The sequence below is a fragment of the Synechococcus sp. J7-Johnson genome (genome assembly GCF_024345795.1).
Lineage (GTDB): Bacteria > Cyanobacteriota > Cyanobacteriia > PCC-6307 > Cyanobiaceae > Regnicoccus_A.
Genome location: NZ_JAGQBU010000015.1, coordinates 1 through 13407, shown reverse-complemented (window position 1 = coordinate 13407; position 13407 = coordinate 1). Strand labels below are relative to the sequence as shown.

Here is a 13407-nt window from a genome sequence, read left to right as displayed (position 1 = left end):
GGGCAGGGCCCCCTGTCGATGTGTTTCTCGAGCAGCTCCAGCTTCGCGGCAGCGGCACTGCTGATGCCATTGGGCGGGCTGACCGTGCAGCGGTGCTGGCGTGAGCCATCGAGCAACCTGCTGCCCCTGGCCCTGACCCCGGTGTTGTTCGGCCTGCAGCAGGGTCTGGAGGGCCTTGTGTGGGTCGGTCTAGATAGCGGGAGCCTGGAGCCGCTCACCCAGCGGGCGGCACTGGCCTATCTGTTCTTCGCACTTGGCTTCTGGTTGGCCTGGTTCCCCTGGTGCGCGTTGAAGGCCGGCGCCACGGGCGATGGCCAGCCCCGCTGGCTGATCCGGATCTGCCTGGTGATGGGCCTGATGCTGGGCCTGTGGCTCTGGGTGCCGCTGCTGCTGGATCCCTCCCAGGTCACACCGGCCGTGAGTCTGGGCAGCATCGAATACCAGATCAGGAGTCCTGCCCATGGCTTGGTGAGCCATGGGCTGGGAAGCCTGATCTACGGGTTGATCGTGACGGTGCCACTGCTGCTGACACCGATCAGGCGGCTGCGCTGGTTCGCGGCGGCGATCGTGATCGCGTTTATCTCTGCCCAGGTGGCCTACCTTCACGCCTTCAGCTCGGTCTGGTGCTACCTCACCGCCATGCTCTCGGCTGTTCTGCTCTGGGTGGTGGACGAACCAGCAGCAGAGGCCGGAGCCGGAGCCCTTCAGACCACCTCCAGCACACCCCGCACCATCGACATGCCGCAATGAAATGGGTACTCCCCAGGCTGCATCGGCGGCAATTCCAGACTGGTGCGGGCATTCAGGGGTAGATCGAGCGTGCGGCGAAAGTCGGGGACGATCACCTGGGCGACGCAACCGCTGGGATCCAGCCGGTGAAAGATGAGGCGCACCGGCCGGCCGGCCGTCAGTCGGATCCGGGCTGGGGAGTAGCCCCCATCCACGGTGATCGTGATCTCCTGCACCCCTCCCTCACCTTCACCGGCCGCCACACCGCCGCCATGGCGGCCGAGAAACCACCAGAGTTCGGCGGCGATCAGCGCCAGGCCACCGGCGGCTACCGCCACGTTGAGGCCAAGGGGCTGCTCGATCGTGCGCCACAGCGGTTCGCCGGTGGCAATGGCAGTGGCAGTGGCAGTGGCAACGAAGCTGGTCATCAGCTGGCGGCAACGGGAAGGGGGGTGGGCTTGAAGCGACGCAACCGCAGGGCATTGCTCACCACGGACACGGAGCTGAAGGCCATGGCCGCGCCGGCGATCATCGGACTCAGCAGCCAGCCGGTGAAAGGGAACAGCAGTCCGGCGGCAATGGGCAGACCCGCCACGTTGTAGGCGAAGGCGAAGACCAGGTTCTGGCGGATGTTGGCCATGGTGTGGCGGCTGAGCTCGATCGCCGCCGGCACCCCGGCCAGGTTGCCGGAGATCAGGGTGATGTCGCTGGCCGCGATCGCCACATCGGTGCCGGTGCCCATCGCCAGGCCCACATCGGCCGCCGCCAGGGCCGGAGCGTCGTTGATGCCATCGCCCACCATCGCCACCGGACCCTCGCCCCGCTCCTGCAGCCGAAGGATCACATCGGCCTTATCGGCTGGTCGCACCTCGGCGATCACCCGCTCGATGCCCACCTGGGCGGCCACCACCTCGGCAGTACGGCGGGCGTCACCGCTGAGCATCACCACCTGCAGGCCCAGGCGCCGCAGAGCGGCCACGGCGGGCACCGCTCCCGGCTTGATCGGATCGGCGATGCCGAAGCAGGCCTCGATCCGCCCATCCACCGCCACCGCCGCCACGCTGCGGGCCGCGCCCTCCAACCGGCTGGCCAGGGGCTCCAGCGCCTCCATGCCGAAACCAAGCTCCGCCAGCCAGCGGGGGGTGCCCACCACCACGTCACGACCATCGGCGCGGCCCCTGACGCCGAAGCCCGCCACCGCCTCGAACGCCTCCACGGCCGGAAGGCGCGGATCCTGGAGCTGGGGGCGGATGTAACCCACGATGGCCTCAGCCAGCGGATGCTCCGAGCGCTCCTCCAGGGCCGCGATCATCCGCAGCAGGGCCGCCGCCGTCAGCTGGCTGCCGCCCAGCCGCTCGAAATCGGTCACCTCCGGCTGGCCGCGGGTGAGGGTGCCGGTCTTGTCGAGCACGATGGTGCGCAGGCCGCCGGCGGTTTCCAGAGCCTCGGCGCTGCGGAAGATCAGTCCGTTCTCCGCCCCCTTGCCCGAGGCCACCATGATCGAGGTGGGTGTGGCCAGCCCCAGGGCGCAGGGACAGGCAATCACCAGCACGCTGACCAGGAACAGCATCGCCAGCACCGGGTTGCCGCTCACCAGGAACCAGCCCACGAAGGCGGCGATGGCCAGGGCGATCACCACCGGCACGAACCAGCCCACCACCTGATCGGCCAGGCGCTGCACCCGCGTGCGGGAGCTCTGGGCCTGGCGCACCAGCTCGACGATCTGGGCGAGCACGGTGTCGGTGCCCACGTGGCTGACGCGAAAGCTGAAGCTGCCGCTGCGGTTGAGCGACGCCCCGATCACCGCATCACCGGGACCCTTCTCCACAGGGGTCGGCTCACCGGTGAGCATCGATTCCTCCACCCAGGAGCTGCCCTCCACCACCACCCCGTCGAGGGGCAGCTTCTCGCCGGGGCGCACCTGCAGCAGATCGCCCACCACCACCAGCTCCACCGGGATCTCCTGGAGGGCGCCATCGCGCAGCACCCGGGCCGTGGGCGGCTGCAGGCGCAGCAAGCGGCGGATCGCCTCTGATGTCTGGCCGCGGGCGCGGGCCTCCAGCAGGCGGCCCAGCAGCACCAGGGTGAGGATCACCACAGTCACTTCGTAGTAGACGTCTGCGGGCAGACCTTCCTCGGTGAGCAGCCGCGGCGCGACGGTGGCCACCAGGGACGTGAGCCAGGCGATGCCGGTGCCGGCGGCCACCAGGGTGTTCATGTCGGCGCTGTGCTGACGGAAGGCCGAGGCGGCGCCGGTGAAGAACTCCCGGCCGCACCAGAACAGCACCGGGGTGGAAAGCAGCAGCTGGGTCCAGGGGCTGGTGAACCAGCCGGGCAGGAACGGCAGGGAATGGAGACCGAGCATGTGGGGCATGCTCGCGAGCACCACCAGCGCCGTGAGCACAGCCGCCAGCGAGAGCTTGCGGCGCAGCAGGGTGAGTTCATGGGCCAGCTCCCGCTCCGGGTCGGGCGTGGGGGCCAGACCATCGGCGTGGCAGCAGGACGGAGTGGGGGGTGGGCCGGTCATCGGGGACGGGCGATCGATAGGGGTCGATCGGGAGAAGCGATGACTTGACGCTAAGGTGTCCAGTGGACTGGAGAGTCAAGCCCCCCCGTCTTGCGGCTCAGGCAGACGGGATCAGGCTGCTGTAGAGCCTGTGACGATTGGCCTGGTCACGAAGCTGGATCGCCTGGTCGCTCCATTTGCTCCAGCGCTCAGCCTGCTGGGCAAGGATGCCGGCCTGCAACACCGGCAGGGTTTCAGCCACACCATTCTCGAGCTGATCACCCAGGATCGCTGCGAGCACCTGGAGATCGTGAAGATCCCCCAGGCAGTCCTGGGCCTTTTTCAGAAGAGCGATCCACTCGCCCAGCGCCGGCGCCGCGAAAGGCTCCAGATGTTCGAGGGCATAGCGCAATCCCTTGATGCGCTTGCGCAGATCGTGGAGGGCCGGATCGTGCGGATCGGCGGCGAACCAGCCGCCATGCAGGAACAGGCCGCTGGAGGCCTGCGACTGCCATTCGAACAGCCAGGGCCCCAGGGGCAGATCTCCCAGCGGAGAGAAGCGAGGCTTCAGCTGCCAGGCGCGCAGACGGGCGAGCAACTTGAGATAGGGCCCGCCGGTGAGCGCCTCCGCGAGGTCTTCGAAGGCCAGCCGCCGGTTGCGTGACAGCCGCTTCAGCACCGGCTTCATCGCCTTGCGTTCCTGCTCCGGCAGGGGGGGCAGCAACTGCCCCTCCAGGCGATCCCTGAGCACGTCGAGATCACGGCAGAGGCTGGTGCGCCGGGCCACCCTGGCGATGCGGCGATCGCTCACCCCATCCGGCATCCGCAGAGCGGGCGCGAACTGGCTGAGGGCCGTGCGCAGCCTGCGCAGACTCACCCGGAGCTGATGCAGCGGTTCAGGATCGTGATCAGCCAGCACTTCGGACTGGAGCTTGCCCAGCCGGCGTGTCTGGTGCTGGATCAGATCGGCTGCGTAGAGCCCGCAGACCATCGCGGGATCGCTGACCTCCGCGGTGCTGGTGCTGGCGCTGGTCTCGAAGGCCGTCACGGCGATGGCGGGAAGACAGGACTCATCCTCACTGAGCGGGCGGAGTGTCGTTCAGCGGGACCGGGGCTGCTTGAGCTGGTCGAAGCTGCGGGCAAGGGCCTGGCCGATGGTTAGTCCGATCGGCAGGTCTCCACCGAAGGAGGTGCCGAGCACGTGGCGGTACAGCTTGCTTTCCACCAGGAGGTAGGTGGAGTCGGGAAGGGGAATGAAGTCTGCGGCCCTGACAATCTGGGGGCCCCTCCGAACGAAGAACGTGACGAACTTCTGCACCTCCGGACGGGAAAGCATGTTGGCATTGTTGATATAGATGAAGAGCGGCCTGGAGAGGGGCGCGTAGCGCTCTTTCTGAACAGCCTCGACTGAAGGCCTGGTTGCTCCCTTGGGTCCGATTATGGCGAGGGACCTGAGCTTGTTCTGATTGGCGAGATAGTAGCCAAAACCGAAGTAGCCCAGTGCGTTGGGATCATTGGCCACGCATCTGACCAACACATTATCGTCTTCGCTGGCGATGTAGTCGCTGCGGCTGTTTTCGGCATCGCCGGTGATCGCCTTGTTGAAATAGTCGAAGGTGCCGGAATCCGAACCAGCTCCGCACAGCTTGATCGGGCGGTCGGGCCAGGCGCTGTTCACCTGCTTCCAACGCTTCACCCGTCCAGTGGCCTGGCGGTTCCACAGGGTGTTCAGTTCCTTGACAGTGATCTGCTTGGCCCAGGTGTTCTTCGGGTGGACAGCCACTGTCAGGGCGTCGAAAGCAATCGGCAGCTCGATGAACTTGACCCCCTTCGCCTCGCAGGCCTTGAGCTCCCTGGTGTTGATCGGCCGTGAAGCATTGGCGATCGGCACCTTGCCGGCGCAGAAGTCACGGAATCCGGCCGACGTGCCCGTTTCCTTGAGCTCGAAGCGGACGTTTCGGCCGGGAGCTGTCTTGCGGAATGCCTTGATCGCCTCCGATGTGATCGGGAACACCGTGCTTGATCCACTGATCCGGACCACTCCAGCCGCAGACTGGGCGCTGACCGTGATCGGAGCGAAAGCGGAGGCCAGCACCGCCACACCGAGAACCGATCCAGGGAGCCACAGCCGGTTCGCGCGTGAGAACAGACCACCGGACAGGGTGTGACTCACAGGCATGGTCGCTACTCCCAACACTCACACTCTGCGCGTCCATCCCCGCCTGTGCGGTTAACAACCGGTTAGGGATTGGGTTGGGATTGGGTTGGGATCGAGCTGTGTTCATGCCGGCCAATAAACTGCTCTTCGCGTATCCACGGATTCACAATCGACAATCCCGAGGAGGCAGCTGAAAACGATCCGGAAGGATGGGCAGAGTTGGTGCGTGAAGGTGAGGATCTCGGTCTCACGCTGGATGAGGCCTTCCTGCCAGGCCTGAAGGGAGTGGGTGGCATGCGGCTGTGTATCTGTTGCGGGGCTGTCTTCAGCGCCAGGCAACGGGGCTGATCTCGCCGATGGGCATGCGAAAGACCGGGGAGCGCATCAGCGCCGTGTTGGCTGTTCATGCCGGAGAGCGGAAGCTTGTTCTGGCTCTGCTGGCCCATTCCGTGCTGCTGGGCACGGCTCTGCTGTTCACGCTCACAGCCGCGAACGCCCTGTTTCTCTCCAGGGTCGGTCCGCAGAACCTTCCTTACGTTTTCCTTGCTCTGGCCGTTGTCGGACCTCTCAGCAGCGTCCTGCAACTCCGGATGGCCCGGTCGATGGCCGACCGCAGGGTCTGGCAGCTGAGTCTGCTCACCATCGCCGTGGTGATGGTGGGATTTCGTGGCCTGATGGCGACCGGGCTGGCGGTACCTGTCGCCTTCGCGCTGCTGGTCTGGTACCGGCTTGTGGAGAGCTTTCTCAATCTCGAGTTCTGGGGCGTTACCGCCTCGCTGCTGGATGTCCGCCAGGCCAGACGGCTGTATGGCCTGATCGGCTCGGGGGAAATCGCCGCGATGGCCACCGGAGGCTTTGCCATGCCTGGCATCGTCAATCGGATCGGCAGTGAGAACCTCTTACTGGTGGCGGCTGTGGCCGTGGTCCTCTGCCTGCCGCTTCTGGTTGTGATCCTGAAATGGGCACCCCACCCGCAGGGGGTTGGACCCGCCCGGATCAACCGCCGCCATGTGGATCAGACGCCCTATGTGCGTCTGATCCTGCTTCTGGTCCTGGCCTCGATTCTGCTGCGGTTGCTGGTCGACAGAAGCTTTCTGATGGTCGTCCATGAGCGCTTCCCGGATGCTGATTCGGCGGCGTCCTACTTCGGCCGTTTCTTTGCCATCACAGCAACTGTGACCCTGCTCCTGCGCTGGGCCGTGACGGGACCGCTGCTCGCCCGCTGGGGCCCGGGAACGGGCTTGATGATCCTGCCCGCAAGCCTTGGGGTATCGGTGCTCGCCGGTGGCCTGGCGGCTGCGTTCGGACTACCCGCCTCGATTCTGTTCGCCTCTGTCGCCACGGCGAAGTTCTTCGATCGCACGCTGCGCCACTCGATCGACCACTCGGCCGTACAGATGCTGTTCCAGCCGCTGCATAGTCGGCAGCTGTACGGCGCCCAGACTCTGGCCGAGGGGATCGTCAACCCGATGGCCGCGGGGCTGGCGGGTCTTTTGCTGCTTGGGATCGATCGGCTCTGGCCGTCCAGCCTCTTCCCGATGGCCTGTGTGATGGGAGCCGGTGCCCTGGGTTGGCTGGTCGTGGCCCTGCTGCTGCGCGGTGATTACCCAAGAGCCCTTGCCCGCGGCCTCCGCGGCCGGTTTCTGGGGGGGGAGGTGTTTTCAACGCGGAATCTGGTCGCCCTGGAGGTTCTGCACCGCACCGCATTGGGGCCTGACCCGGTCGGCGTGCTGCACGCCCTTGAGCTGCTGGCCCTCACTGACCCCGGATTCCTGATCGTGCGTGCCGGTGATCTGCTGCGGCATCCGGAACCTCAGGTGCGGTTGGCTGTACTCCGGGGGCTTGGACAGGCCGAAATTCCGCAGATAGTGAATCAGCTCGAGGACATCGTCCGAGTCGATGCCGACGCCGATGTCAGAGCGGCAGCGATGCTTCTTCTTGCTACACAGGCATCACTCCAATACTGGGATCTCATCGAGCAGCAGCTATGCAGCTCCCAGGCACCTGTGCGGCAAGCCGCCTTGTCAGCCCTGTTGCGTTTTGGCAAACCCGACAGCCAGGGCCGCGCCGCTGCGTTGCTGGCTGGCTTGGCGGCCTCGTCAAAGCCGGCAGAGCGTGTCCTTGCCGCGAATGTATTGGACGAAGCCTTTGACCGAGGTGATACCGGCCTGTTGGAAGACCTTTGCAAGGACCCTGAACCTGTCGTGCGCCGCGCCGCCTTCGCCGCAGCAGGCAGCCGGCCAGTGCCTGCACTGCTCCCTCTGGTGGTCGAGGCTTTAGATGACTTCTCATGTCGCGGTTCGGCTGTGGCAGCGCTTCTCAGGGCTGGAACCGCCGGGACGGAAGCCCTGCTGACGACCCTGGAAGCAGGAGGTCAGAGCCTTGAGCATGAGCGACGCCTGCTGAGGCTGCTCGGCCGTCTGCCAGAGCCAGGGGCGATCGTGGCACTGCTGCAGCGGCTGGGATCGAGGGATCCATCCCTTCGTCAGTCGGCCCTGCGCGCGCTCTGTGCATGCGGCTTCGAGCCCGATGAGGAGCAGCGCGCCGAGATTCATACCGGGATGATCCAGGAGGTGAGGCTCGGTGCCTGGATTCTGCGAGTTCAAGGAGAGCGGGTCGGGGCGATGCATCCAGTGCTGAGCGATGCCCTCGCCACCGAACTCGATCGCTGCCGGGAACGACTGCTGTTTCGGCTCGAGTTGCTCTACTCCACGGAGGCGATCCGCCCGGCAAGGATCCGGTACTGGGGGGGAAGTCGGCGTGAACGGGCCCTCGCACTGGAGCTGCTCGACACCACAATCTCCTCGACCCACCACGACCTGATCTTTCCACTGATGGAACGCCTGGCAGCTCCTCTGGCGCTGGGGAGCCTGCCTGGGAAACACGTCCCTCCCCTGCTGGGCACCACAGAGCGGATCCGCCAGATCCTGATGGAGTCCCGGGATGAATTCCCTATACCGCAGTGGATCCGCTGCTGTACCGCCTATGCACTCTCACAACGGCCGCAACCAGCCCAATCAGGGATTACACCATGGGTTCTGGCCATGGAAGGATCCGTGAAGATGGCGAGGATGACTCTGCACACTGATACGGATCCTGAGGATCTGCTCACGGAATTGACCCTTAACTCCACCCCCTTTACAAGCATCGTCACGATGGAAAAGGTGCTCCTGCTGAAGAGCGTGGGCATCTTCTCCACAACCCCCGCCGATGTGCTGCGGCAACTGACCGATGCCCTCGAGGAGGAGACACTGTCCACTGGGGAGCAGCTCTTCGCCAAAGGCGACCTCGGCACTTCCATGTATGTGATCGTGGATGGTCTGGTTCGTGTGCACATCGGCGATCACACGATCGTGGAACTCGGGCCACGGGAAATCGTGGGCGAGCTCGCGGCCTTGGATCCGGAACCTCGTTCGGCTTCTGTCTCCGCTCTGGAGCCCACTCGTCTTTTCAGGATCGAGCAGGAGGTGCTGCTCGACTTAATGGCCGATCAGCCCGAGATCGTGCAGGGAGTGATCCGGGAGCTGGCTCAGCGGATCCGCAATACCACTGCTCCCTACGGATTGGGCCCCTGAAGCCACCTCTGTGGGTGGGGGCTCAAGGTTTCCAATTGTTCAAAGTCCAAAGCAGTTCACCAACGTCCCAGCAGAGACTGTCGAAGTTCTTGACAGCAGAAGCATCGTCGCTCTCCACCACCAGCTTGGCAAAATGCTTAACCAGTGCAGCTCCGCTCAGGCTGATGCCCGCCTCAGCAGCCACGGCCTCCAAGTCGCCGACGGTGGTGGCCTCGCGGGCCTTCCGCTCCAGCTCTGTTCCATCTTCGGCCCTTAACCGTTCGATAAACACTTGAATGGTGTCGCTCATGATTCCAGGTGGTACTTCGGCTTGCCGACTGTCAGCCATCTCAGGAGGTTCTGTCAACAAACCTTCGCTGGGCAGGGGTGTCAAAGCCGCGCTGCCATCCAGCCCTGGCAAAAGCTACGACGCCAGTGAAAATACAACTTTACATCTGCAGGACGACAACTAGGAACATCACCAGCCGGGCTGGACAGGCCCGCAGAGGCACGTAACTCTCCGGAGCGATCCTCAGTGTCTTCACGACCTGATTCATGCGAGTCCGGTGCTGGCCCTGGGGGAAACGCTCCCGGCACGATCAAGTCCCGCTTAGAAGGCGGCCAACCAGCTCTTAACCCGTCTGGGCCACACTTTTTCAAGTTTCTTTCCTCCTGTCATGACCGTGACCCCCCTGGAGATCATGCGTTCGCTGGCCCAGAACGGTGACGTGCTCGAGGTTCCCGAAGGCGGCACTATCTTCGTAGCCGAGGCACCCGGCGACCAGATGTTCGGCCTGCTCAAGGGCACGGTGCGGCTGAGCTGGGGCCCAGCTCCCTGCAGTGAAGACATCGCCCCGGGAGATGTGTTCGGCATGGGGGCACTGGTAGATCCACAGCACCGGCGCCAGGGACACGCTGTGGCGATCACCCCCTGCCGCCTGCTGGTCATGGGCCGGGAGGAGTTCCTGTTTGCCCTTCAAGAGACGCCGATGTTCGCCCTCGATCTGCTCGCTTCGGTTGATCAACGCCTGCGGGATCTCAAGATCCGACTGGCGGAGCGTTCGTGAGTCCGCTGAGCCTTCGCGCCGGCCCAACGGGCCCATGTATGCAGCAAGACTGAAGCCGCAGGCCAGCCGGATCAGAGTGGTCTGATGGACACAGTGCTGGCTCCGGTGCCGTTTGAGATAGCTGCGGTCGGATCCGGCGGCCGGCCTCTTCCAGTGGAATTCTTCGGCGGTTGCCAGGATCCCGGGGGGATCATCCCCAGGCTGGTGGAACTCGCTCGCTCCATGGTGGACCTGGAGGGCTGCGAGCTCCCCATCCTGGAGGCGGTGGCACCGGCCTATCGGCCCAGCGCTCTCAATCTGGTCCACTACGTGGCGCTGCGGCAGCACGACATCCGCGACCTGCAGGAGCAGCTCGCCTGCCTGGGACTGTCCTCACTCGGTCGCTGTGAGGCCAGCGTGCTCGCCACGCTGCGGCGGGTGCTGGCCATCCTCTGCGCACTCTCCGGAGAGGACGGTGGCCACCGGCTGGGAGCGGAGCCACCGCTCGAGCACAGGGCCGGCCTGGCCCTGGCTGCCGGGAACACCCGGCGTCTGCTCGGTGAGATGGGCACGATCATGGTGACCCTGCCCGCCGAGGCCGCGGCTGATCCAGCCCTGATTACCGAGCTGCTCGAAGCCGGCATGACCGTTGCCCGGATCAACTGCGCCCACGACGACCCAAGGGTGTGGCAACGGATGGCGGATCAGGTGCGATCCGCCAGCGCCGCCACGGACCGCCCCTGCCGGATCGCCATGGATCTGGCCGGGCCCAAACTCCGCACCGGTCCGGTTGAGGCGGGGCCGCGGCTACTGGTCTGCAAGCCTCGCCGTGACGTTCTCGGCCGGCTGCTGACGCCGGCGAGGCTCCTGTTCGCGCCGGGGATGCGACCGCTCAAGCCTCCAGCTGGGGTCGATGCCGTGGTGCCGGTCAGCGGCGATGACTGGCAGCGGTTCAAGACCGGTGATGTGTTGCAGGGCGTCGATGCGTCCGGCCGTCAGCGGCGCTTCAAGGTCGAGAGGCGCCTGGCGGAAGGCCTGCTGCTGAGCTGCACCCGCACCTGCCACTTCATCCCCGGGCTGCGCTTCGTCAACCAGGCCGGGATCTCGATCCTGGTGGGCGTGATCCCGCCCCAACCCGGCGCCGTGACTCTGCAGCCAGGAGATCGGCTGCGAGTCGTGGCGGGCACCGAGCCGGGACGTGACGCTGTGCTTGACGCTCGTGGCGCCGTGACCAGTCCGGCGGTGATCGGCTGCACCTTGCCGGAGGTCTTCGCCGATGTGAAGGTCGGCGAGCGGATCGTCTTCGATGACGGCCGGATCGCCGGCCGGATCGTGGCCATCCCGGCCGGCCCTGCTGGCGCCCCCGAACTGCTTGTGGAGATCACCGCAGCGCGGCGGCAGCGTTCCCGGCTGCGGGCCGACAAGGGCATCAATCTTCCCGACAGCACGCTCCAGCTGGCGGCGCTGACCTCCCGCGACCTTGAGGACCTCGCCTTCGTCGCCACCCACGCCGACATCGTCAACGCATCCTTCCTGCGCCGCCCCAGCGACGTGCACGCCCTGCAGGAGCAGCTCATCCGCCTGGGTCGAGCTGATCTCGGCGTGATCCTGAAGATCGAGACACGCCAGGCCTTCGATCAGCTGCCCGCGCTGCTGCTGGCCGGCATGCGCCATCCGGCGCCCCTCGGCGTGATGATCGCCCGCGGCGATCTGGCGATCGAGTGCGGCTGGGAACGGCTTGCTGAGATCCAGGAAGAGATGCTGCGGGTCTGTGAAGCGGCCCATCTCCCCTGCATCTGGGCCACTCAGGTGCTGGAGGAGCTGGCGCAGCGGGGCACGCCGACGCGCGCTGAGATCAGCGATGCCGCGATGGGCGCCCGCGCCGAGGGGGTGATGCTGAACAAGGGACCCAACATCGCCGCCACTGTGCGCACACTGCACGACATCGTGCTGCGGATGCAGAACCATCAGCGCAAGAACAGCCCCACCTTCCGCCGCCTCGAACTGGCGGCGCACCATCACCCCGAGGCCATTCCGCTCGGCCCGGCAGGTTGTAGCCGAGGCTGACGAGGCTGTCCTGGACACATTGCTCCAGCGACAGACGATGGCCAGATTCGCCGGAATCTGCTCATGACCCTGGGCGATGTCCGATCGTAACCAGACTGAAATGGTGAATCATGCCCCTCGATCGTGACATCAATCACGAGCTTCACATCGAGGTAACGGTTCAGCCTGTTCTCGGAAGGCCAGAAATAGCAGAGCCCACCGAGCTGAGCTGAGCTGAGCTATACTCACGTTGCGAGCACCAGTTCGGAATGACCCTGCATCCTCTCCAAAGACCCTAGCTGCACCTGCGGTGACCAGCCTCATCGAGGAGGTCAGAGTCTTGAAGCGGGAGCTTGCTTGCCGTTGTCCCAACCCTGGATCCTGATTTCAATCCGGGCAGCGGATCACGGTCAGCACGTGCTCATTTCGGGAAGAGCAAAGGCTCGAAGCTTCACATTCAAGGCTGGACGTCTCATGCTGGCTTCGGCCAGCCACGAGGTTAAATCACTCGTTCAATCCGCAAAGGCAGTTTAAAGGCCAAGACAGGATCGGTGGCTTGACCATGGTTGTCGCTGGCTCACAATTGCCCTAGCATCAGGAGTAGTTCGACAGCTTGCAACTGATCGGATTACGCAAGGCCAGCAGGCAAGACTTCGGCATGAGTCAAATACATTTATCAGTTGCTGCGCGAGAGCGTCAAGGCGGTCACGACGACGATCGACAAGAACTAAATCGTATTGACCTTGTGCAAGGCGCTCAGCGAAAGTGGCGCCAATGCCCGATGAGGCTCCGCCGATCAAAGTCAGTGGGCGAGCTGGGCCTGGATTTTTAATGTCACCCAAGGCCGCCAAACAGACTTGGCTCGGCTGAGATTTTAACTTGCCCTATTGTAGCATCCACTTCGTATGAGCTCCCAGAAGAACTCGATTCATCAGCAGAGATTGCCAATCTGGCTTCACTCCCGGCAGCGGTTCTCAGTCATCTCGACGGTCAAGTACGTTTACTCTTAGAAGTGCCCTTGATTCATCGGGCTTGTGGTGCCTTATCTGCGATCACTGGCGAAGACCTGCAGACGCTGCCGAGGAGCGCAGCCATCAACAGATGACAATAACTTGGCCACAACGCTGCGCCTGAGTGGCAAGCGGTCAGCCTAAACCACAAGCAGAGAATTTTGCGGTGGCCTGACCACTCGAGGGGGCATGTTAGGCGTCATCGGGCAGATCCACTAGGAGTTTGTTGCCAATTGAGCAGCGAACCCCTGGCCACAGCGGATCGACCCCTGAGCTGAACAGCTGAGACTCCGTTCTTCTGCTGTCCGGGCCCCATCGATGGGCCTCAGTCAGCCGCTGCTACACCGGCCAACGCTTC

Annotated in this window: 11 protein-coding genes; 5 read left to right on the top strand and 6 right to left on the bottom strand. The window is 64.7% G+C overall.

What is annotated here, in order from left to right:
• Positions 1-18 precede the first annotated feature (18 nt).
• Positions 19-750 carry a DUF6629 family protein gene (locus KBY93_RS09175; RefSeq protein ID WP_255094026.1) on the top strand — a complete coding sequence of 244 codons (732 nt, stop codon included), beginning with the start codon at positions 19-21 and terminating at the stop codon, positions 748-750.
• Here KBY93_RS09175 and KBY93_RS09170 read toward each other — a convergent pair.
• The 4 genes from KBY93_RS09170 to KBY93_RS09155 all read right to left on the bottom strand — a co-directional run bounded on the left by KBY93_RS09170 (position 705) and on the right by KBY93_RS09155 (position 5408).
• Positions 705-1157, bottom strand: a complete 453-nt coding sequence (locus KBY93_RS09170; RefSeq protein ID WP_255094025.1) for a cupredoxin domain-containing protein — start codon at positions 1155-1157, stop codon at positions 705-707. The genes KBY93_RS09175 and KBY93_RS09170 overlap by 46 nt on opposite strands.
• Positions 1157-3256 (bottom strand): copper-translocating P-type ATPase, encoded by a 2100-nt coding sequence (locus tag KBY93_RS09165; RefSeq protein ID WP_255094024.1) that lies wholly within the window; start codon positions 3254-3256, stop codon positions 1157-1159. Before KBY93_RS09165 ends, KBY93_RS09170 begins: the two co-directional genes overlap by 1 nt.
• A gap of 97 nt (positions 3257-3353) precedes the next feature.
• Positions 3354-4283: a CHAD domain-containing protein gene (locus KBY93_RS09160; protein WP_255094022.1), complete on the bottom strand. Its 930-nt coding sequence runs from the start codon at positions 4281-4283 to the stop codon at positions 3354-3356.
• A gap of 51 nt (positions 4284-4334) precedes the next feature.
• Positions 4335-5408 (bottom strand): PstS family phosphate ABC transporter substrate-binding protein, encoded by a 1074-nt coding sequence (locus KBY93_RS09155; protein WP_255094021.1) that lies wholly within the window; start codon positions 5406-5408, stop codon positions 4335-4337.
• 207 nt (positions 5409-5615) lie between these two features.
• Between KBY93_RS09155 and KBY93_RS09150 the strand changes: the two genes are divergently transcribed.
• Both KBY93_RS09150 and KBY93_RS09145 read left to right on the top strand, forming a co-directional pair.
• Positions 5616-5741, top strand: a complete 126-nt coding sequence (locus KBY93_RS09150) for a hypothetical protein (protein WP_255094020.1) — start codon at positions 5616-5618, stop codon at positions 5739-5741.
• Between the two features lie 8 nt (positions 5742-5749).
• The gene (locus tag KBY93_RS09145) at positions 5750-8968 is read left to right on the top strand and encodes a cyclic nucleotide-binding domain-containing protein (protein WP_255094019.1); all 3219 of its coding nucleotides are present in this window, start codon (positions 5750-5752) and stop codon (positions 8966-8968) included.
• A 22-nt stretch (positions 8969-8990) separates the two neighbouring features.
• On the opposite strand, the gene KBY93_RS09140 is transcribed toward KBY93_RS09145, so the two are convergent.
• Positions 8991-9257 carry a hypothetical protein gene (locus KBY93_RS09140; protein ID WP_255094018.1) on the bottom strand — a complete coding sequence of 89 codons (267 nt, stop codon included), beginning with the start codon at positions 9255-9257 and terminating at the stop codon, positions 8991-8993.
• A 367-nt stretch (positions 9258-9624) separates the two neighbouring features.
• On the opposite strand from KBY93_RS09140, the gene KBY93_RS09135 reads away from it, so the two are divergent.
• Entirely contained in the window at positions 9625-10014 is a 390-nt protein-coding gene (locus tag KBY93_RS09135; protein ID WP_255094017.1) for a Crp/Fnr family transcriptional regulator, read from the top strand.
• An 84-nt stretch (positions 10015-10098) separates the two neighbouring features.
• Positions 10099-12060, top strand: coding sequence for a pyruvate kinase (locus tag KBY93_RS09130; protein ID WP_255094015.1), 1962 nt, complete (start codon positions 10099-10101; stop codon positions 12058-12060).
• A gap of 509 nt (positions 12061-12569) precedes the next feature.
• Here KBY93_RS09130 and KBY93_RS09125 read toward each other — a convergent pair.
• Positions 12570-12839 (bottom strand): SDR family NAD(P)-dependent oxidoreductase, encoded by a 270-nt coding sequence (locus KBY93_RS09125; RefSeq protein WP_255094086.1) that lies wholly within the window; start codon positions 12837-12839, stop codon positions 12570-12572.
• Positions 12840-13407 lie beyond the last annotated feature (568 nt).

Excerpts from the sequence above, each read along its gene's own strand:
- KBY93_RS09175 (WP_255094026.1), top strand. The coding sequence starts at position 19 with ATGTGTTTCTCGAGCAGCTCCAGCTTCGCGGCAGCGGCACTGCTGATG.
- KBY93_RS09170 (WP_255094025.1), bottom strand. The coding sequence starts at position 1,157 with ATGACCAGCTTCGTTGCCACTGCCACTGCCACTGCCATTGCCACCGGC.
- KBY93_RS09165 (WP_255094024.1), bottom strand. The coding sequence starts at position 3,256 with ATGACCGGCCCACCCCCCACTCCGTCCTGCTGCCACGCCGATGGTCTG.
- KBY93_RS09145 (WP_255094019.1), top strand. The coding sequence starts at position 5,750 with ATGGGCATGCGAAAGACCGGGGAGCGCATCAGCGCCGTGTTGGCTGTT.
- KBY93_RS09140 (WP_255094018.1), bottom strand. The coding sequence starts at position 9,257 with ATGAGCGACACCATTCAAGTGTTTATCGAACGGTTAAGGGCCGAAGAT.
- KBY93_RS09135 (WP_255094017.1), top strand. The coding sequence starts at position 9,625 with ATGACCGTGACCCCCCTGGAGATCATGCGTTCGCTGGCCCAGAACGGT.
- KBY93_RS09130 (WP_255094015.1), top strand. The coding sequence starts at position 10,099 with ATGGACACAGTGCTGGCTCCGGTGCCGTTTGAGATAGCTGCGGTCGGA.